General features: G+C 64.4%; 19 protein-coding genes and 1 pseudogene. 2 read left to right on the top strand and 18 right to left on the bottom strand.

All coding sequences use genetic code 11. From position 1 onward, the window contains the following. Nucleotides 1–517, bottom strand: a 517-nt coding sequence (locus CC207_RS12695; protein ID WP_088852250.1) for a sugar O-acetyltransferase, incomplete at its 3' end; no start/stop codon positions are given. A gap of 88 nt (nt 518–605) precedes the next feature. Here CC207_RS12695 and CC207_RS12690 point away from each other — a divergent pair. Next, on the top strand, nt 606–2969 hold the full coding sequence (locus CC207_RS12690) for a penicillin acylase family protein (protein WP_088852203.1): 2364 nt from the start codon (nt 606–608) through the stop codon (nt 2967–2969). 47 nt (nt 2970–3016) lie between these two features. Beyond that, on the top strand, nt 3017–3835 hold the full coding sequence (locus CC207_RS12685) for an alpha/beta fold hydrolase (protein ID WP_088852202.1): 819 nt from the start codon (nt 3017–3019) through the stop codon (nt 3833–3835). A gap of 37 nt (nt 3836–3872) precedes the next feature. Here the strand turns inward: CC207_RS12685 and CC207_RS12680 are convergent, their stop codons facing one another. From CC207_RS12680 to CC207_RS27595, 17 genes and pseudogenes are all read right to left on the bottom strand, one after another. Beyond that, nucleotides 3873–4745 (bottom strand): transporter substrate-binding domain-containing protein, encoded by an 873-nt coding sequence (locus tag CC207_RS12680; RefSeq protein WP_088852201.1) that lies wholly within the window; start codon nt 4743–4745, stop codon nt 3873–3875. Then, nucleotides 4742–5515, bottom strand: coding sequence for an amino acid ABC transporter ATP-binding protein (locus CC207_RS12675; RefSeq protein WP_028688520.1), 774 nt, complete (start codon nt 5513–5515; stop codon nt 4742–4744). Before CC207_RS12675 ends, CC207_RS12680 begins: the two co-directional genes overlap by 4 nt. Beyond that, nucleotides 5512–6171, bottom strand: coding sequence for an amino acid ABC transporter permease (locus CC207_RS12670; RefSeq protein ID WP_088852200.1), 660 nt, complete (start codon nt 6169–6171; stop codon nt 5512–5514). The genes CC207_RS12675 and CC207_RS12670 overlap by 4 nt, the downstream gene beginning before the upstream one ends. After that, entirely contained in the window at nt 6152–6817 is a 666-nt protein-coding gene (locus CC207_RS12665) for an amino acid ABC transporter permease (RefSeq protein ID WP_088852199.1), read from the bottom strand. The genes CC207_RS12670 and CC207_RS12665 overlap by 20 nt, the downstream gene beginning before the upstream one ends. 468 nt (nt 6818–7285) lie before the next feature. Next, a complete protein-coding gene (locus CC207_RS12660) occupies nt 7286–8071 on the bottom strand; it encodes a MetQ/NlpA family ABC transporter substrate-binding protein (protein ID WP_028688523.1) in 786 nt (261 codons plus the stop codon). A 181-nt stretch (nt 8072–8252) separates the two neighbouring features. Continuing rightward, on the bottom strand, nt 8253–9200 hold the full coding sequence (locus CC207_RS12655) for a sigma 54-interacting transcriptional regulator (protein ID WP_062359839.1): 948 nt from the start codon (nt 9198–9200) through the stop codon (nt 8253–8255). Nucleotides 9201–9262: 62 nt separating this feature from the next. Then, a complete protein-coding gene (locus CC207_RS12650; RefSeq protein ID WP_028688525.1) occupies nt 9263–9844 on the bottom strand; it encodes an alpha/beta hydrolase in 582 nt (193 codons plus the stop codon). Nucleotides 9845–10087: 243 nt separating this feature from the next. Beyond that, nucleotides 10088–10489: a biopolymer transporter ExbD gene (locus tag CC207_RS12645; protein WP_028688526.1), complete on the bottom strand. Its 402-nt coding sequence runs from the start codon at nt 10487–10489 to the stop codon at nt 10088–10090. A gap of 1 nt (nt 10490) precedes the next feature. Beyond that, nucleotides 10491–11213 (bottom strand): MotA/TolQ/ExbB proton channel family protein, encoded by a 723-nt coding sequence (locus CC207_RS12640; RefSeq protein ID WP_088852198.1) that lies wholly within the window; start codon nt 11211–11213, stop codon nt 10491–10493. Between the two features lie 30 nt (nt 11214–11243). Continuing rightward, nucleotides 11244–12041: an energy transducer TonB gene (locus CC207_RS12635; RefSeq protein WP_088852197.1), complete on the bottom strand. Its 798-nt coding sequence runs from the start codon at nt 12039–12041 to the stop codon at nt 11244–11246. A 298-nt stretch (nt 12042–12339) separates the two neighbouring features. After that, nucleotides 12340–13329, bottom strand: a complete 990-nt coding sequence (locus CC207_RS12630; RefSeq protein ID WP_062359846.1) for a sulfate/molybdate ABC transporter ATP-binding protein — start codon at nt 13327–13329, stop codon at nt 12340–12342. 3 nt (nt 13330–13332) lie between these two features. Next, complete coding sequence (cysW, locus tag CC207_RS12625; RefSeq protein WP_062359848.1) at nt 13333–14205, bottom strand: sulfate ABC transporter permease subunit CysW; 873 nt, start codon at nt 14203–14205, stop codon at nt 13333–13335. A 12-nt stretch (nt 14206–14217) separates the two neighbouring features. Beyond that, nucleotides 14218–15036, bottom strand: a complete 819-nt coding sequence (cysT, locus tag CC207_RS12620; protein ID WP_028688531.1) for a sulfate ABC transporter permease subunit CysT — start codon at nt 15034–15036, stop codon at nt 14218–14220. A 185-nt stretch (nt 15037–15221) separates the two neighbouring features. Next, a complete protein-coding gene (locus CC207_RS12610) occupies nt 15222–16229 on the bottom strand; it encodes a sulfate ABC transporter substrate-binding protein (RefSeq protein WP_062359850.1) in 1008 nt (335 codons plus the stop codon). 48 nt (nt 16230–16277) lie between these two features. Then, entirely contained in the window at nt 16278–16460 is a 183-nt protein-coding gene (gene oscA, locus CC207_RS12605) for a sulfur starvation response protein OscA (protein ID WP_016489716.1), read from the bottom strand. Between the two features lie 259 nt (nt 16461–16719). Next, a complete protein-coding gene (locus CC207_RS12600) occupies nt 16720–19785 on the bottom strand; it encodes an efflux RND transporter permease subunit (protein WP_088852196.1) in 3066 nt (1021 codons plus the stop codon). Continuing rightward, a pseudogene (locus tag CC207_RS27595) lies at nt 19782–20109 on the bottom strand (efflux transporter periplasmic adaptor subunit); the annotation flags it as partial. The gene CC207_RS12600 and the pseudogene CC207_RS27595, both read right to left, overlap by 4 nt.

Genomic DNA, 20109 nt, shown 5'->3' with positions numbered 1-20109 from the left:
CCGCCCCCGCCGGCACATCCCGGGTCACCACGCTGCCGGCGCCGACCACGGCGTTATCACCAATGGTCACCCCCGGCAGGATGATCGCCCCGCCGCCGATCCAGACATTGTCGCCAATGATCACCGGGCGCCCGCTTTCCAGGCCACTGCGGCGCAGCGCCGGGTCCAGCGGGTGGTCGGCGGTGTAGATCTGTACCGCCGGGGCGATCTGGCAATCGGCACCGATCCGCACAGGAAGCACGTCGAGAATCACGCAGTTGAAGTTCATGAAGGTGTTGGTGCCCACACTGATGTTGTAGCCGTAGTCGCAATGGAATGGCGGGCGGATCACCACGCCGCTGCCCACACTGCCGAAATGCTCCTCCAACAGGCCATGACGCGCCTCGTTGGGCTGATCGACACTGTTGTTGTAGCGGTGCGTCCAGTGGCGGTTGGCCGCCTGTTCGGCTTGTAGCTCGGGACAGCCGGCATGGTAGAGCTGGCCTGCCAGCATTTTCTGTTTTTCGCTGAGGGACATGGAAACTCCTTCCAGGGGACTATGCTCAGTTCGCGAATCCGCCGATGATCGGACCATATTTTCTCGTTCGAGTGCACAAGGAGTCTCGATGAAGCGCAGCCTGACCTTGCTGGCGGTGGTGATCGCAGTGGCCGCCGCAGGCACCGGTTACTGGTACGTGCGCGGCAAGCAGCCGCAACGTGACGGCGAGGTAGCCGTCGGCGGATTGCAGGCGCCGGTCAGCGTGCGTTTCGATGCCCGCGGCGTGCCGCACCTGCAGGCGCAGAACGAGCAGGACCTGTACCGCGCCCTGGGCTACGTGCACGCCCAGGACCGTCTGTTCCAGATGGAGATCATGCGCCGCCTGGCCCGCGGCGAGCTGGCCGAGGTGCTGGGCGACAAGCTGCTGCCCACCGACACCCTGTTCCGCAGCCTGCGCATCCGCGACCAGGCGGCCTTGATGGCGCAGCGCCAGGACCGCCAGTCGCCGGCCTGGCAGGCGCTGCAGGCGTACCTGGACGGTATCAACCAGTGGCAGGCCAGCCATCCCAAGCCGATGGAGTTCGACCTGCTCGGCATCCCGCCACGCCCCTTCACCGCCGAGGACACCCTGAGCATCGCCGGTTACCTCGCCTACAGCTTCGCCGCGGCATTCCGTACCGACCCCGCGCTGACCTACATCCGCGACCAGCTCGGCCCCGAATACCTGAAGATTTTCGACCTCGACTGGCAGCCCGACGGCGCCGTGGCCACCCCTCTGGCCGCCGCCGACTGGCGCAGCCTGGAGCAGCTGGCGCGGCTGAGTCACGATGCCCTGGGCGATGCCGGCATCCCGCAGTTCGAAGGCAGCAACGCCTGGGCCGTGGCTGGCAGCCGCACCCGCAGTGGCCGGCCGCTGCTGGCGGGCGACCCGCACATCAGCTTCGCCGTGCCGGCAATCTGGTACGAGGCGGAGCTGTCGGCGCCGGGGTTCAACCTGTATGGCTACTTCCAGGCGCTCAACCCGTTCGCCCTGCTCGGCCACAACCGCGACTTCGGCTGGAGCCTGACCATGTTCCAGAACGACGACGTTGACCTGATCGCGGAGCGGACCAACCCACAGGACCCCGAGCAGGTGATGGTCGATGGCCGCTGGCAGCCACTGGAAAAGATCGAACAGAAGATCGCGGTCAAGGGCGCGGAACCTGCCAGCATCACCCTGCGCCGCTCGCCCCATGGCCCGATCGTCAACAGCGTGCTCGGCGATACCGCAGGCCCGACGCCCATCGCCATGTGGTGGGCGTTCCTGGAAACAGAGAACCCGATACTCGAGGGCTTCTACCAGATCAACCGCGCCGACACCCTGGGCAAGATGCGCGAGGCGGCCGCCAAGGTTCAGGCGCCGGGGCTGAACCTGGTATGGGCCAATGCCCAGGGCGATATCGGCTGGTGGGCGGCGGCGCGCCTGCCGATCCGCCCGGACGGCGTCAACCCGGCGTTCATTCTCGATGGTGCCAGCGGGCAGGCTGCCAAGCCGGGCTTCTACCCGTTCAGCGCCAATCCGCAGCAGGAGAACCCGGCGAGCGGCTACATCGTCTCGGCCAACTACCAGCCGCCCGGCGCAATCCCCGTGCCCGGCTACTACAACCTGGCCGATCGCGGTCGTCAGCTCGATCGCCAGTTGAGCGACCCGGACATCAAGTGGGACACCCAGAACAGCCAGGCCCTGCAACTGGACACCAGCACCGACTACGGCCCGCGCACCCTGGCGCCGCTGCTCGGCACCTTGCGCAATATCGCCCAGGGCGACGAGGAGAAGGAGTTGGTCGAGCAACTGGCCGCCTGGCGCGGCGACTATCCGCTGGACTCCATCAGTGCCACGCTGTTCAACCAGTTCCTCTACGAACTGGCGTTCGCCGCCCTGCACGACGAGCTGGGCGACACCTGGTTCCCGGTGCTGATCAGCACCCGCGCCATCGACGCCGCTCTGCCCCGCCTGGCCGCGGACCCGAAATCGCCCTGGTGGAGCCAGCGCGGCGCCAGTGAACGCACCGACCGTGACGCCATCGTGCGCCAGGCCTGGCAACGCAGCCTCAAGCACCTGCGCGAGACATTCGGCAAGGATCCGGCCAGTTGGCAATGGGGCAAGGCCCACACCCTCACCCACAACCATCCACTGGGGGTGAAGAAGCCGCTCAACCTGCTGTTCAATGTCGGCCCGTTCGCCGCGCCCGGCACCCACGAGGTGCCGAACAACCTGTCGGCGAAGATCGGCCCGGCGCCCTGGCCGGTGACCTATGGTCCTTCAACCCGCCGGTTGATCGACTTCGCCGACGCAGGCGCCGCGCTGACCATCAACCCCGTCGGGCAGAGTGGCGTGCCGTTCGACCGGCATTACGGCGATCAGGCCGAGGACTATATCGAGGGGCGCTATCACAAGGCGCGGATGGGGGTGATTCCGGCGCAGAGCACGTTGCGGCTGGTGCCCAGATAGAAACCGGGGCCACACAGCGGCCCTCTCGCAATCCATGAGGTCACGCAATGCACAAACGCTTCATCGAGATAGACGGAGCACGCATGAGCTATGTCGACCAGGGCCAGGGCTTCCCAGTGCTGCTGGGACACAGCTACCTGTGGTCGTCCGCCATGTGGCAACCGCAGATCGACGCCCTGTCACGGCACTTCCGGGTCATCGTGCCTGAGCTGTGGGGGCACGGCGATTCCGCCGCTCCGCCCGCCAGTACCGTCGACATGGCTGCCCTGGCTCGACAGCACCTGGCATTGCTCGATGCCCTGGATATCCAGAAGTGCCACCTGGTCGGGCTGTCGGTTGGCGGCATGTGGGGCGCGCAGCTGGCCGTTGACCACCCTGAACGCGTCGACCGCCTGGTGCTGATGGACACCTACCTGGGCGCCGAGCCCGAGCCGACGCGGCTGAAGTATTTCGGTTTGCTGGATGCGGCAAGCAAAGCGGGAGCCTTCATAGACCCGTTGCTGGACGTTGTGGTGCCGATCTTCTTCCATGCCGGTGGCCAGACGGTGCCCGAGGTGCGCGAATGCTTCCGTGCGGACCTCAAGGCAAGCAGCGCCGAAACCATCCGGGACAGCCTCGATCCGATGGGCCGGGTGATCTTCGGCCGGCCAGACCTGCTGGCGCGACTGGGTGAGCTGCCAGGAGAGCGAACCATCGTGCTCTGTGGCGACCAGGACATTCCAAGGCCACCGACAGAGTCAGCGGAGATGGCGCAGCTGATTGGATGCTTGGCGGCACAGGTTCCATTCGCCGGGCATATCTCCAGCCTGGAGAATCCGCAGGTGGTGAATGATTTCCTGTTGAACTGGTTGCCGCGAAATCGCTGAGACCGGAGAGGGCCGCTGTGCGGCCCCGTTCAGGTAATCAACCCTGCCACTTTCCGCCCTCGACGATCACGCTCTCAGGCTTGGTGTCGTCGCTCAGTTCCTTGCGCACGTACTGGTCGTACAGCTTGAGCAGGAACTTCTCCTCGCCCAGCTTGGCCAGCTCGCTGTTCACCCAGTCGCGCAACTCGGTGTTGCCCTTCTTCACCGCCGGCGCAATCGGCGCCTCGTCGCCCAGCAGCTGCGGCAGCACGCGATAGCCCGGGTTCTGCTTGGCCCAGCTGAACAGGATCAGGTTGTCCTGGGCATAGGCATCGCCACGGCCATTGGCCAGGGCAGCCAGCGACTCGGTGTTCTTCTCGAACTTCAGCAGCTTCCAGTCCGGGTGATTCTTGGTCAGCCAGATATCGGCGGTGGTGCCGGTGGTGACGATGATGGTCTTGTCGGCCAGGTCGTCGAGTTTCTGCACCGGGCTGCCATCGGCGACGATGGCCTGCACCGCCACGCGCAGGTTGGGGTTGGTGAAGTCCACCGCTTCCTTGCGCTCGGGGGTGACGGTCATGTTGGCGAGGATCAGGTCGACCTTGTCGCTCTGCAGGAACGGAATGCGGCTGGCAGGCTCGACGGCGACGAACTTGACCTTGCTTTCATCGCCCAGCAGGTCCTTGGCGAAGCGACGGCCGATGTCGGTGTCGAAGCCCACGTAGCGGCCGCTTTCATCGACGAAGCCGAACGGTGGCTTGTCGGTGAACACACCGACGATCAGCTTGTCGCGGGCCTTGATGGTTTCCAGGTAGCTGGAGGCCGGCGAGGCAGCAGCAGGCTTGGCCGGGTCTTCGGACTTGTTGCAGCCGGCCAGCAGGGCCAGGCCAAGCAGTGGAGCGAGCAGTTTGGCGAACGGGGCAGTCTTCATGACAGTTCCTTGTGCAGTGTCTTGGGCAGGCTTTCGACGAACGAGAATTTCTCCAGGAACTGCTGCGCGCGTGCGGTCTGCGGTTGGGTGAAGAAGCGCTCGGGGTGGTTCTGTTCAAGGATCCTGCCGGCCTCCATGAACACGATGCGGTCGGCCACCGCGCGAGCGAAGGCCATTTCGTGGGTGACGATGAGCAGGGTCATGCCTTCGCGGGCCAGGCCCTGGATCACCTGCAGCACCTCCTTGACCATCTCCGGGTCGAGGGCGGCGGTGACCTCGTCGAACAGCATCACCTGGGGGTTCATGCACAGCGAACGGACGATGGCGATGCGTTGCTGCTGGCCACCGGAGAGCTGGCGGGGGAAGGCGTCGCGCTTGTCCAGCAGCCCGACCCGGGCCAGCAGCGCCTCGGCCTGGGCCTGGGCCTCGCGGCGTTCGCGCTTCTGCACCTTCAGCGGGCCCAGCAGCAGGTTGTCGAGCACGCTCATGTGACCGAACAGGTGGTAGCTCTGGAACACCATGCCGACCCGCTGGCGTACCTGGCGCCAGTCGGTGTCGGGGCCGAGCAGCTCTTGGCCGTCTAGCCGCAGGCTGCCGCCCTGGGCCTCCTCCAGCCCGTTGAGGCAACGCAGCAGGGTGCTCTTGCCGCAGCCGCTGGGGCCAAGGATCACCACCACCTCGCCGGCCGGGACCTTGAGGTCGATGTCCGCGAGCACCTGGTGCTCGCCGAAAAACTTGTTGAAGCCTTGGAATTCGATCAATGGATTCATGCATGGGCCCAGCGCCGCTCCAGCACGCGGGAGGCGGCCGACAGCGGGTAGCAGACAAGAAAGAAGAACAGGAACAGCGCGCCGTAGATCAGCACCGACTCGTAGGTGCGTTCGATGATCTGCTGCCCCGCCTTGATCACTTCGACCACGCCGATCAGCACCGCCAGCGAGCTGGTCTTGATGATCCGCGTGTAGAGGTTGATGATCGGCGGGGTCATGCGCTTGAGCGCCTGGGGCAGCAGCACGTAGCCATACAGATGCCAGCCGCTCAGGCCGATCGACAACCCCGCCTCGCGCTGCCCGCGTGGCAGCGACTGCAAGGCGCCGCGCACCACCTCGCCGACCTCGCTGGCGCCCCACAGGCCCAGCACCAGCACCGCGCACCAGAAACTGGGAATGCTCAGGCCGAAGAAGATCGGCAAGCCGAAGAACACCAGGTACAGCCAGACCAGCACTGGAATCGCCCTGAACAGTTCCAGGTACACCTGCAGCAGGATGTTCAGCCAGCGCTTGCCGAGGGTCGCCAGCACGCCGTAGAGCACACCGCCGAGGGTGGCGAACAGAATGCCCAGGGCCGAGATCGCCAGGGTCTGCCCGGCGCCCGTGGCCAGTTGCGGCAGCGAAACCAGCAGCAGCTCAATGCCCGAACTGGCCATGTTGCAGCCTCCGTTCCAGGTAGCGCAGCAGCAGCGACAGCGGCAGGAAGATCAGCACGCAGAGCAGGGTCAGCACGGCGAGCATTTCGTAGGTCTTGTAGTACAGGGCGATGTAGTTCTTGGTGGTGTAGAGGATCTCCGGCACCGCCACCGCCGACACCACGGTGGTCTCCTTGAGCAGGAACACGAAGTTGGCGAACAGTGCCGGCAGGCTGAGGATGCCAGCCTGGGGCAGGATCACATGGCGCAGCAGCTGGCCCTCGGAGAGCCCGATGGAGCGCCCGGACTCCAGTTGCGCCCGCGGCACGGCTTCTACCCCGGCGCGCAGCACCTCGGTGAGATAGGCGCCGCCCATGAACGTCAGGGTGATGATCGCGGCGGCGAAGCCGAACACCTTCAGCCCCAGGCTCGGCAAGGCGAAGTAGACGAAGAACAGCTGGATCAGCAGCGGTGTGTTGCGGGCCAGTTCCACGTAGCCCTTGACCAGGCGCCACAGGTACGGCGTGCGCAACACCAGGAGCGTCGCGTTGAGCAGCGCCACCAGCATCGAGGTGACGATGGCGATCGCCCCGACTTGCAGGGTCACGCCAACGGCCTTGAAGAAGGCCGGCAGTGTGCTAAGCATGAAAGCGGTGTCGAAGCTCATGGAAAGGGCCTCGACACGGGGTCACGAAGGTACGGCATGGGGCAGGTCCAGGGTCGGCACGAGGGTGGCTCGGCGTCGTTTCACGAATGGTGGCGCTGTGCCGGTAAGCACGATCCCTAGACTCTAAAGGTATAAAAATATTTTTATAAATACCTTTATTGCATATCTATATCACCGCCCCATGGCGCTCAGAAATTTCCTTCATCCCACACGGATCTTTCCGAGCATTTTCCCCTCCAAGGGGTTTCAAACTGTGACTTGCACGGCCCATCACATTCAACAAGGAAGACAACGATGAACAGCCCCTGCTTGCCTGCTTCGAATGAACAATTGCTGTGGCTCCTGGCCCTGCGCCGGGCGCTGGCCAGTCAGCGCTGAAACGCCACGGCGAGCTAGCCCCTCTCCAAGCCAGCCCAAACAAAAACGCCGACGCAAAATGCGTCGGCGTTTTTCGTACCAGGTCGCGTATCAGAACGCCGGCAGTACGGCACCGCTGTATTTCTTCTCGATGAACGCCTTTACTTCCGGGCTGGTCAGCGCCTTGGCCAGCTTCTGGATGGCCTCGCTGTCCTTGTTGTCCGGACGGGCGACCAGGAAGTTAACGTAAGGCGAGTCGCTGCCTTCGATCACCAGCGCATCCTTGGCCGGATTCAGGCCGGCTTCCAGCGCGTAGTTGGTGTTGATCATGTCCAGGTCGACCTGGTCGAGCACACGCGGCAGCATGGCCGACTCGAGCTCCTTGAACTTCAGCTTCTTCGGGTTCTCGGCGATGTCTTTCGGGGTGGCCAAGGCGTTCTTCGGATCCTTCAGGGTGATCAGGCCAGCTTTCTGCAGCAGCAGCAGGGCGCGGCCGCTGTTGCTGCCTTCGTTGGGAATGGCGACGGTGGCGCCGTCCTTCAGCTCACTCAGGCTCTTGACCTTCTTCGAATAGCCACCGAACGGCTCGACGTGCACGCCGATCACGGTTTCCAAGTGGGTGCCCTTGCCTTCGTTGAAGTTCTTCAGGTACGGCAGGGTCTGGAAGTAGTTGGCGTCCAGGCGCTTCTGGTCGACCTGCACGTTGGGCTGGACGTAGTCGGTGAAGACCTTGATTTCCAGGTCCACGCCCTCTTTGGCCAGGGTCGGCTTGATCAGTTCGAGGATTTCGGCATGCGGCACAGGCGTGGCGGCGACCACCAGTTTCTCGGCGGCATTGGCCAGGCCAGCAAACGAAAGGGCGGCGGCCAGGGCGGTGGTCAGCAGGGTCTTTTTCATGGTGATCCTTGTTCTAAAGCTGGGCCATCGCAGATGGCGAGTCGGGTGCCCACCCGTTTGGGTGGGCGTGAAACGGACAATACCGAGATTTTTTATTCCGTAACAATATCTTTTGATTAGCTGCTTATTCCAAAAACAAATCACCATCACCGCCTTTGCTTATGAGCGGCCACGCACTGCTCTACGGCGCGGCTTCGCCCAACTGCGCCAAGGCGGTGTTCAGCAACCCGCGCAGTTCGGCCACGGTTTGCGGCTCCCGACTGGCACCCAGTTGCGCGAGCTGACGGGCCAGACTGGCCAAGGGTGCGGTATCCGGAAGGTCGAGGTGCGCCGGGAGGATTTCCTCGCCGTCGCTGACCAGCAGGGCAAAGTGGATGATGTTCTCCAGCTCACGGGTATTGCCCGGCCAGGCATGGGCCTCCAGCGCCTGCTGGGCCGCCTCGCTGATCAGGGGCAGCGGCCGATCCAGGCGCACGCTGTAGATACCGACGAAATACTCGGCCAGCGGCAGGATGTCGCCGACCCGATCGCGCAATGCCGGCAGCTCGAGTTCACCCTCATGCAGGTAATGGTAAAGCCGTTCGTTGAAGCGCCCGGCGCGCACGGCCTGGGCCAGGTCGATGCTGGAAGCGGCCACCAGCCGCACATCGACCGCCTGCGGCTGGGTGGCGCCGACCCGGGTTACCTCGCGGTTCTCCAGGGCCGCCAGCAGCTTGCCCTGGATCGCCAGGGGCAGGTCGGCAATCTCGTCCAGGTACAGCGTTCCGCCATTGGCCGAGCCGAACCAGCCGGCTCGACTGCTGGCGGTGCCGCCCTGGGTCGCGGCACTGTAGCCGAACAGCTCGGCATCGGCGTAGGTCGGGCTGATGGCCGCGCAGTTGACCGACACGAACAACCCGCTGCGGTCACTGGCGCGGTGGATCTGCCGGGCCAGCAATTCCTTGCCGGTGCCGGTCTCGCCACGGATCAGCACGGGCAAGGGTTGTGGCGCCAGCCGCTCCAGGGCCTGGCGCAACGCCTGGGAGCGAGGATCGACGAACACCAGCGCCTTGGCGCGAATGCTCAACGGGCTCTTGTCCAATTCGGGGAAGGTCAGCAACGGCTGACCGAAAGCAGTGTGAAACGTCATGGAATACTCCCGCCCCGGTCGCACGCGACCGGGGATTCGACTCGTTCGAAAAAACCGGCGGATCAGGCGCGGCGCAGCGCGCGCTGATCGACACGGGCCTGCAGGCGGTAGAGGTAGGCGAAGCCCTGTTCCCAGCGTTCATGGCCGGACTTGACGTTGATGTGCCCGGCATCAGCCAGCAGCCCAGCCTCGGCACTCCAGGCCTGGGCCAGGTACAACGCGCGCGGCACACTCACCGCCGGGTCGTTGTCGGAGCTGACCACCTGGCTGGGGAACGGCAGGGCCTGCAGTGGAATCGGCGCGAAATTGCGCAGGGCCGGCGCGCAGGTCGGCCGCTCGACATCCGCCGGCGCCACCAGCAGTGCGCCACGTACTCGGCACAGCAGCTCGGGGCTGGCCTGGGCTGCCCAATGGGCGACCGTGATGCAGCCCAGGCTGTGGGCGATGAGAATCACCGGCGAGCGTTCGGCGGCAATCGCCTGCTCCAGGGCCTGCACCCAATCGCGCCGCTGCGGGGTCAGCCAGTCGTGCTGCTCGACCCGGGCGCTGTTGGGCAGGCTGCGCTGCCAGTGACTTTGCCAATGGTTGTCTGGCGATCCTTGCCAGCCCGGCACAATCAGGTAACGAATCGACTCATTGCGCATGGGGACGCCTCCGGAAGTTTGCGTGCTTGGGTGCAAGTATAGGGAGGGGGCTATGTTCGTAAAGGAATAAGAAGCTATTTATTAATAACCAAAATTCTTTTAAAGCAACTGTCTTGCACAGTGTTAAGCCCTGCGCCTACAGGGATCGCGAAAGGCTTCAAATCCGCGTCTCCAATAAAAAAAGGGCCATCCCCTGCCAAGGAAAATGGCCCCGAAGCACTTGCCTGAAGAGGGTATCGTCGGTCAGCGCGCGGTGATCACCGCCAGCTTGCTGATCCCGGCACGCTCGATCGCCGCCATCGCGCGGGCGACCTCGCCGTAGTTCACACCATCGTCGGCCTGCAACTGCACACGCAGCTCGGCGTCCTTGTCCTTGGCAGCCTTTAGGTTGGTCTCCAGCAAGTCCGGCTGGATCTCGTCCTTGTTGATGAACAGCTTGCCGCTGCCGTCGATGCTCACCACCAGCGGGTCCTTCTGCTCCACCGGGGCGACGGCCTCGGTCTTGGGCAGGTTGATCGGGATGGCATTGGTCAGCAACGGCGCGGTGACGATGAACACCACCAGCAGCACCAGCATGACGTCCACCAGCGGCGTGACGTTGATTTCACTCAACACTTCATCGCTGTCCTGGGTCGAGAAGGCCATGTCAGGAGGCCTCCTTCACAGGTTGGGTGAAGCCGGTGTGCTGGCGCTGCACCGCGGGGTGCACCAGCACGCGGAAGGCACTCTTCTGCGCCAGGCTGTAGAAGTCGTGGGCGAAGTCGTCGAGGTCGGCCGCGGTCAGCTTCAGGCGACGGAGGAAGTAGTTGTAGACCAGCACCGCCGGCACCGCGACGGCGATACCCACGCCGGTGGCGACCAGCGCCGCGCCGATCGGGCCGGCCACGGTTTCCAGGCTCGCCGAGCCCGCCGCGCTGATGCCCTTGAGGGCTTCCATGATGCCCCACACGGTGCCGAACAGGCCGATGAACGGCGAGGTGCTGCCGATACTGGCGACCACGGCCAGGCCGGTCTCCAGCGAACGGCGCTCGCGGACGATCTGCTGGCGCAGGGCGCGCTCCAGGCGATCCTGGTGGTTGATCGCCTGGCTGAGGTCACTGGCCTGGCCAGGCTCGCCAACCGCGATCGCTGCAAAGCCCGCCTGGGCGACACGGGCGGCCGGACCTGGCAGGTCGTGGGCGGGCTCGGCGGCGGAGTCGAGGCTGGACACGGCCCAGAACTGCTGGTGGAAGCGTTTGTCCTGGTTTTTCAGGCGCACGAACTGCACGACCTTGACCAGGGCCAGCGCCCAGGTGGCGACGGAGAAGCCGACCAGCAGCCAGATGACCGCGCTTTCAACGGATTCGAGGGGAGATGCCAACAAGCTCATGATGAAGTCCTTCCTGTATGCGGTCGCAAGTTAACGAAGCTTGAAATCGATCGGTACGCTGACCCAGCCCACCTGGGTCACGTCGCCCTGCTTGGCCGGGACGAAGCTCCAGCGCTTCACCGCGGCCAGCGCGGCGGCGTCCAGGGCGTCGCGGCCACTGCTCTTCTGGATCTGGATCTGCCCCGGCTTGCCACTGGGCAGCACCTCCACGCGCAGCAGCACCGTGCCTTCCCAGCCACGGCGCTGGGCCATCTGCGGATACTCCGGCGCCGGGTTCTTCAGGTACGCGGCGTTGGCCGAGGCAGGGGTCACCGGAGCCGGCGCGGGTGGAGCAGGGGCCGGCGCCGGGGGTGCTGGCGCGGCGACCGGTGTCGGCGGTGGCGCCTCGACTGGCTTGGGCTGCGGCTTGGCCACGGGCTTGGGCACCGGCTTGGGTTTGGGGACCGGCTTGGGCACGGGCTTGGCGGCCAGTTCGTCGACCACCGGTGGCGGTGGCGGCGGCTGGACCACAGGGGCCGGCGGCGGCGGCTCGGCCACCGGTGGCGCTGGCGCGGCGAACTCGATGGTCATGGGCGGAATCTTCGGCGGGATGACCGGCAGCTCGGGGGTCGGCTGGTGGCTGACCCAGTACGCCACCACGCCATGCAGCACCAGCACCAGCAGGCCCAACGCCAGCTTGTCGCGACGCTTCAAGCCGCTGACCGGCGTGCGTTGCAGGCGCAGTTGCGCGAGCGGCAAGCGCAGGGTGCGGCCAAGCTCGACGAGCTCCCCTGGCGCGGGGCGCCAAGGCTGGTCGTAGGCCCGGGCGGAGGTCTGGACATTACCCATTGCTTGAGGCTCCTGGGGTGTTGATTCAGGTGTGTGGCTGAATCATCAGTGCCAGATGCTTAGTTCATAAAGTAATGTTTAAACGTAAAGTTAGATATTTATGGAATATTTATTTTGATGGATTGCCCACAGCCCGCGTCGTTCTTGGCCTGCAGCAAAACAGCTCGCGAACGATGCTTTATCGGCATTCAAAATATTCGTTCAAGGCATCGGTTCGCTGCGAGGGCTTCGCCCTCGATCACGCTCAGGCAATAAAAAACCCGGGACCATGCCCGGGTTTTTCATCGCAAGCGCCAGCTCAGATATCCGTCACCTTCTGCCACACCTTCGGCCGGAAGAACAACGTTTCCCCCCGCGCCAGCCCGGCCAGGCTGTCGTGATCCTTGACCACCTCGGCTTCGATCAGCTCGCTCTGCCCTTCCACCTTCAGCGTCACTCGCGTGGTTGCACCCAGCGGCCGGATATCGCGCACCTCGGCGGCATGGTGCCCCTCGGTCTCATGCCGAGACAGCGACACTTCGTGCGGCCGGAACAGCACATGATGGCCCTCGCTCAATGCCAGACGGTTGGAGTCGCCAAGGAAGTGGTAGACGAAGTCGTTGGCCGGCTTCTCGTACACCTCGCCGGGCGAGCCGATCTGTTCGATCACGCCCTTGTTCATCACCACGATGCGGTCGGCGACTTCCATCGCTTCTTCCTGGTCGTGGGTAACGAACACCGAGGTCAGGTTGATGTCCTCGTGCAGGCGCGCCAGCCAACGGCGCAGCTCCTTGCGCACCTTGGCATCCAGCGCCCCGAACGGCTCGTCGAGCAGCAGCACCTTGGGCTCCACCGCCAAGGCGCGGGCCAGGGCGATACGCTGGCGCTGACCACCGGACAGCTGCTCGGGGTAGCGGTCGGACAGCCAGTCGAGCTGGACCATGTTCAGCAACTCATGGACCTTCTCGGCAATCTTGCTCTCGCTCGGGCGCTCGCCCTTGGGCTTCATGCGCAGGCCGAAGGCGACGTTGTCGAACACGCTCATGTGGCGGAACAGTGCGTAGTGCTGGAACACGAAACCGACGTTGCGATCACGCACGTCGTGGCCGGACACGTCCTCGCCATGGAACACGATGCTGCCGTTATCCGGCGTCTCGAGGCCGGCGATGATGCGCAGCAGGGTGGTCTTGCCGCAGCCGGACGGGCCCAGCAGCGCCACCAGCTCGCCGCTGTGGATATCCAGGTTGATGTTGTCCAGGGCCTGGAAGCTGTTGAAGCGCTTGCTGACGTTACGAACTTCGATCGACATGAATCATTCCTCCGCGGCGCTGTGGCGCAGGCGGTTAATACGGTTCTCGCTCCACTGCTTGAGCAGCAGGATGAAGAGCGCCAGGATCAGCAGCAGGCTGGCCACGCTGAAGGCCGCGACATGGTTGTACTCGTTGTAGAGGATCTCCACGTGCAGCGGCAAGGTGTTGGTGACGCCGCGGATATGGCCGGACACCACCGACACTGCGCCGAACTCGCCCATGGCCCGGGCGGTGCACAGCACCACGCCGTAGATCAGGCCCCACTTGATGTTCGGCAGCGTGACATGCCAGAACATCTGCCAGCCGTTGGCACCGAGCAGGCGCGCGGCCTCCTCTTCCTGGGTGCCCTGCTCCTGCATCAGCGGGATCAGCTCGCGGGCCACGAATGGTACGGTGACGAAGATGGTCGCCAGGACGATGCCCGGCAGGGCGAAGACGATCTGGATATCGTGGTCCTGCAGCCACGGCCCGAACAGGCCTTGGGCGCCGAACATCAGCACGTAGACCAGGCCGGCGATCACCGGCGACACCGAGAACGGCAGGTCGATCAAGGTGACCAGCACGCTCTTGCCACGGAAGGTGTACTTGCTCACGCACCAGGCAGCGGACACCCCGAACACCAGGTTCAGTGGTACCGAGATGGCCACCGCCAGCAGCGTGAGCTTGAGGGCGGACAGCGCGTCGGGCTCGAAGATCGCTTCGAAGAACGTGCCGAAGCCGTTCTTCAGCGCCTGCGACACCACGATCACCAGCGGCAGCGCCAGGAACAGCGCGAAGACGATCCAGGCCAGGGTGATCAGCACGCGGCGCGAAGTGGCGCTGCCACGCCGGGCGGCGTTGGCGGCGGCGGTTGCGCCGAGGGTTTGACTAGACATTGCCGGCCTCCTTCAAGGGGTTTCGATGCGCCGCTGCAGCAGGTTGATCAGCAGCAGCAGGATGAAGGAAACCACCAGCATCAGCACGCCGATGGCAGTGGCGCCGGTGTAGTCGTACTGGTCGAGCTTGACCATGATCAGCAGCGGCAGGATCTCGGTCTTCATCGGCATGTTGCCGGCGATGAAGATCACCGAACCGTACTCGCCCACGCCCCGGGCGAAAGCCAGGGCGAAGCCGGTCAGCCAGGCCGGCAGCAAGGCGGGCGCCAGCACGTGGCGGAACACCTGCAGCGGTTTCGCGCCCAGGCAGGCGGCGGCTTCTTCCACTTCACGCGGAATGTCGGCCAGCACCGGCTGCACCGTGCGCACCACGAACGGCAGGGTGACGAAGGTCAGCGCCAGGGTGATGCCAAGCGGCGTGTAGGCGATCTTGAAACCGAGGTCGGTGGCGAACTGGCCGACCCAGCCCGCCGGGGCGTACAGGGCGGTCAGGGCGATACCGGCAACGGCGGTGGGCAGGGCGAACGGCAGGTCGATCATCGCGTCGATGACCTTGCGCCCGGGGAAGGTGTAGCGCACCAGCACCCAGGCCAGCAGGGTGCCGATCACGCCGTTGATGATGGCGGCGAACAGGGCGGTGCCGAAACTCAGCTTCAGCGCGGCCAGCACCCGTGGTGCGCTGATGATGTTCCAGAACTGCTCCCAAGTGAGCTGCGCGGCATGCACGAACATGGCGGCCAGCGGTATCAGCACGATCAGACTGAGGTACACCAAGGTGTAGCCCAGCGTCAGCCCGAAGCCGGGTATGACGGGGGAAATGCGACGTGACATAAAGGTCCCTGGTTGAACGCACGAAGCCCGGGAGCGCTCCCGGGCCGGTGCAGGCTTCTGAATCCTGGGGCTGCTGCGCAGCCCTTTCGCGACACAAGGCCGCTCCTACAGGGGATCGCGGATTCTTGTAGGAGCGGCCTTGTGTCGCGAAAGGGCCGCACAGCGGCCCCGCTTCTCCATACCGCTTACTGTGCCTGATAGATCTGGTCGAACACCCCACCATCATTGAAGAACTTCGGCTGCGCAGTCTTCCAGCCACCGAAGTCCTTGTCGATGGTCACCAGGTCCAGTTTCGGGAACTGCTGGCCGAATTCGGCGGCGACCTTCGCGTCACGCGGACGGTAGAAGTTCTCTGCGGCGATCTTCTGGCCAGCCGGGCTGTACAGGTGCTTGAGGTACTCCTCGGCGATCTTCTCGTTGCCCTTCTTCTCGGCGTTCTTGTCGACCACCGCCACCGGTGGCTCGGCCAGGATCGACAGCGAAGGCACGACGATCTCGAACTTGTCGGCGCCGCCGTCTTCCTTCAACGCCAGGAAGGCCTCGTTTTCCCAGGCCAGCAGCACATCGCCCTGGCCGTTGTTGACGAAGGTGATGGTCGAGCCACGGGCGCCGGTATCGAGCACCGGCACGTGCTTGAACAGCTCCTGCACGTAAGCCTTGGCCTTGTCTTCGCTGCCGCCGGTCTTCAGGCCGTAGGCCCAGGCGGCGAGGAAATTCCAGCGGGCGCCGCCGGAGGTTTTCGGGTTGGGGGTGATGACCGAGACATCCTTCTTGATCAGGTCGCCCCAGTCCTTGATGCCTTTCGGGTTGCCCTTGCGCACCAGGAACACGATGGTCGAGGTGTACGGCGTGCTGGCGTCCGGCAGGCGCTTCTGCCAGTCCTCCGGCAGGGTCTTGCCGAGCTTGGCGATCTCGTCGATGTCACCGGCCAGGGCCAGGGTTACCACGTCGGCGCGCAAGCCGTCGATCACCGCACGCCCTTGCTTGCCCGAACCACCGTGGGACTGCTGGATCTTCACCTTGTCGCCCGGGTGGGCGGCTTGCCAGTGCTTGATGAACTCGGCGTTGTACTGCTGGTACAGCTCGCGGGTCGGGTCATAGGACACGTTCAGCAGTTCGTAGTCCTTGGCGATCGCGGAACCGGCAAAAACGGCACTGGCCAGGGCGGCAAGCGCATAACGGCGGATGGACATGGTGAAGCTCCCGATTGGCATTTTTCTAGTTTTTGAAGTGATGCGGTGTCAGCCGGACTTGTTGCCGGGCTGCTGCAGGCGGAACTTCTCCTTGCGTTCGATCTGCACCACCTGGGCGTTGTGCACGGTGATCTCCACCGCGCCGAAGCGCAGGTCGCGCAGCGCGCTCTGGATTTCACGCAGAATGGTGGCTTCGTCCTGACCGTCGATGCTGCGCAGGGATGCACTCATGCTCGTTCTCCTGTGAGTAAGGGTGCCGGGCAGAGGTTTTGAAGGGGATTGCGCCTGGCTTGAGGGCAATACTAGTGAGGCGCGGATATTCTTAAAAATACTGTTTAAGAATGTTTATATAACCAACTTTAAAAGGATGACCTGTAGGAGCGGCCTTGTGTCGCGATGGGCTGCGCAGCAGCCCCGACAATTCTGCAAGATGCCCAGATCCTGGGGCCGCCATGCGGCCCATCGCGACACAAGGCCGCTCCTACAGGGGTCAATGCGGTCGCGGGGTTTTGTCCTCGGGCTCGCGAATCTTGTACCAGGCCACATACAGCGCCGGCAGGAACAGCAGCGTCAGCAGCGTTGCACTGATGATGCCGCCGATCATGGCGTAGGCCATCGGCCCCCAGAACACTTCCCGGGCGATCGGGATCATGCCCAGGCTCGCCGCCGCCGCCGTCAGCAGGATCGGCCGGCGACGGTGGTTGGTCGCCTCCACCACCGCATCCCACGGCGTATAGCCCTGCTCTTCGAATTCGTCGATCTGGGTCACCAGGATCACCGAGTTGCGAATGATGATCCCTGCCAGCGCGAGGATCCCGAGGATCGCCACGAAGCCCATCGGCGTACCCGTGGGCACCAGCGCCAGCACCACGCCGATCAGCCCCAGGGGCGCGACGCTGACCACCAGGAACAGCTTCTGCACGCTGTGCAGCTGGATCATCAGGAAGGTCGCCATCAGGAACAGCATCAACGGGATGACGTCGGCGATCGGTCCCTGGGCCTTGCTGCTCTCCTCCACCGTACCGCCGGTGGCCACCTCATAACCCACCGGCAGCTGGCTGGCAAAACCTTCGATACTGGGCTTGAGTTCGGCTACCAGGTCGGTGGGCTGGATATCACCGACCACCGAGGCCTTGATGGTGATGGTCGGCTTGCGGTCGCGACGCCATACCAGCGGTTGCTCCTGCTCATAGCGCACCGTGGCGAAGGCCAACAGAGGAATCGAGGCGCCGCTGGGCGTGACGATCTGCAGGTTCTGCAAGGTATCCGGCGAGCCGCGTTCGCTGTCTTCGGCGCGGGCCACCACATTGACCAGGTAGATGTTGTCGTTGATCTGGGTGACCGGCACGCCGCTGACGATGCTGTTCATCACATTGGCCACATCCTCGGACGACAGGCCCAGCTGGCGCGCCTTGTCCTGAGCGATCTCGATGCGCAGCACCTTACCGGGCTCGTTCCAGTCGTAGATCATCTCGCCGATGTGTTCGTTGCTGTCGAGCAGGGTCGCCAGTTCGATGGCGTGCTTGCGCACCTGGTCGATATCCTTGCCGCTGACCCGGTACTGGATCGGCCGGCCCACCGGGGGCCCCATCTCCAGCGACTGAACGTTGGTACCGATGCCGACGAACTCCTCACGCAGCAGCTTCTGCAGGCGCTGCATCATGCCCTCGCGCTCCTCGAAACCCTTGCTGACGATCACCAGCTGGGCGTAGTACGGGTTCTGCAACTGCTGGTCGAGGGGCAGGTAGAAACGGATCGCGCCCTGGCCGATGTAGGTGCTCCAGTGCACCAGGTCCGGGTCGTCCTTGATCCGCGCCTCCAGGCGGTCGACGACTTTGCGCGTTTCCTCGATCGAGGCATTCTGCGGCAGGTTCAGGTCGACCAGGATCTCCGGCCGGTCCGACGACGGGAAGAACTGGTTCTGCACGAAACGCATGCTGAAGATCGACAGGGCGAACAGCAGCACCGTGCCGATGATGGTCAGCCAGCGGTGGCGCATGCACCACAGCAGCCCGCCTTCGAATGCCCGGCCGACACGCCCGGGCTCGGCCTCATGGGGCTTGAGCTTGCTGCTGCTGAGAATGTGCACGCCCAGTACCGGCGCAAAAAATACCGCCACCACCCAGGACACCAGCAAGGCCACGGCAATCACCGCGAACAGGGTGTAGGTGTACTCGCCCGCGGAACTGGCGTTGAGGCCGATAGGCACGAAGCCAGCCACCGTCACCAGGGTGCCGGTGAGCATGGGGAACGCCGTGGAGGTATAGGCGAAGGTGGCCGCCTGCTCCTTGGTCTCGCCCATCTCCAGGCGCGTGACCATCACCTCGACAGTGATCATCGCGTCGTCCACCAACAACCCCAGGGCGATAATCAGCGCACCGAGCGAGATCCGCTGCATGGTGATGTCGCTGTACTCCATGAACACGAACACCATCGCCAGCACCAGCGGAATCGAGCAGGCCACCACCAGCCCCGCGCGAATGCCCAGGCTGACGAAGCTCACCGCCAGCACGATCACCACGGCTTCGAACAGCGCGCTGGTGAAGCCGCCGACCGCCTGCTTGACCACCACTGCCTGGTCAGACACGTTGTGCACGCCAACCCCCACCGGCAGGTCGCGGACGATGCTGTCCATCCGCGCTTTCAGGGCGGCGCCGAACACCTCGATGTTCGCGCCGGCCTTCATGCCGATCGCCAGGCCAATGGCCGTCTGGCCATTGAAACGGAACATCGGCGACGGCGGGTCGACATAGCCGCGCTCGATATCGGCGATGTCGGCCAGGCGGAAGAAGCGATCGTTGATACGCAGGTTCACCGTTTCCAGGTCCTTCTCCGAGGCAAACTGCCCGGTGGTGCGCACCGAGATGCGCTCGGGCCCGGCCTCGATCACCCCGGCCGGGGTCACCGCGTTCTGCTGCTGCAGGGCCTGCATGGCCTGGCGCTGGTCGATGCCAAGCGCGGCCAGCTTGCGGGTGGAGAAGTTCAGGTAGAGCACTTCGTCCTGGGTCCCGATCAGCTCGACCTTGCCGATGTTGGGCACCTCGCGCACTTCGGCCCGCGCCACTTCCACATAATCGCGCAGTTGCCGCAGCGTGAGGCCGTCGGCGGTAAACGCGTAGATCGAGCCGAACACGTCGCCGAACTCGTCATTGAAGCCCGGGCCCTGGATGCCTGCGGGGAACTGCCCGCGGATGTCCTGGATCTTCTTGCGCACCTGGTACCAGATCTGGGGAATGTCCTTGGCCTTGGTGGTGTCACGCAGGTAGACGTAGACGGTGGATTCCCCTGGACGGGTGTAGCTTTTCACGTAGTCGAGGGAGTCCAGTTCCTCGAGCTTCTTCTCGATGCGGTCGGTGACCTGGTAGAGGGTCTCGTCCTGGGTGGCGCCGGGCCAGCGGGTCTGGATGACCATGGTCTTGATGGTGAAGGATGGATCTTCCTCACGGCCGAGATTGAAGTAGGAGAAGATCCCCATCAGCAGGCCAACGAACATCAGGTACCAGACGAAGGACTGGTGCTTCAGCGCCCATTCCGAGAGGTTGAAGCTTCCTTTCATTGCGCGTCCTCGTCGAAGGTGACCTTCTGGCCGGGCTTGAGGCTGTTCACGCCAGCGGTCACCACGCGCTCGCCGGGCTGCACCCCGGAGGCAAGGACGATGCTGTCGGCGGTACGTTCGATCAACGCGACATCGCGGGTAGCCACGGTTTTCTGCTGCGGATCGACCACCCACACCTGGGTCTTGCCGTCCCGCTCGAGCAGCGCGGTCAACGGCAGCTCGCTGCGCGGGCTCACCGCCGAGGTCAGGGTGACGCTGACCGCGGTGCCCAGGTGAAAGGCATCGGGCGTTCTGGTCAGGGTCAATCGGGCGCGACGGGTACGG

The organism is Pseudomonas sp. DrBHI1, assembly GCF_002205115.1.
Classification (GTDB): Bacteria; Pseudomonadota; Gammaproteobacteria; order Pseudomonadales; family Pseudomonadaceae; genus Aquipseudomonas; species Aquipseudomonas mosselii.
Note: the sequence above shows the minus strand (reverse complement) of the source record. Positions and strands in the feature narration are given on the sequence as shown.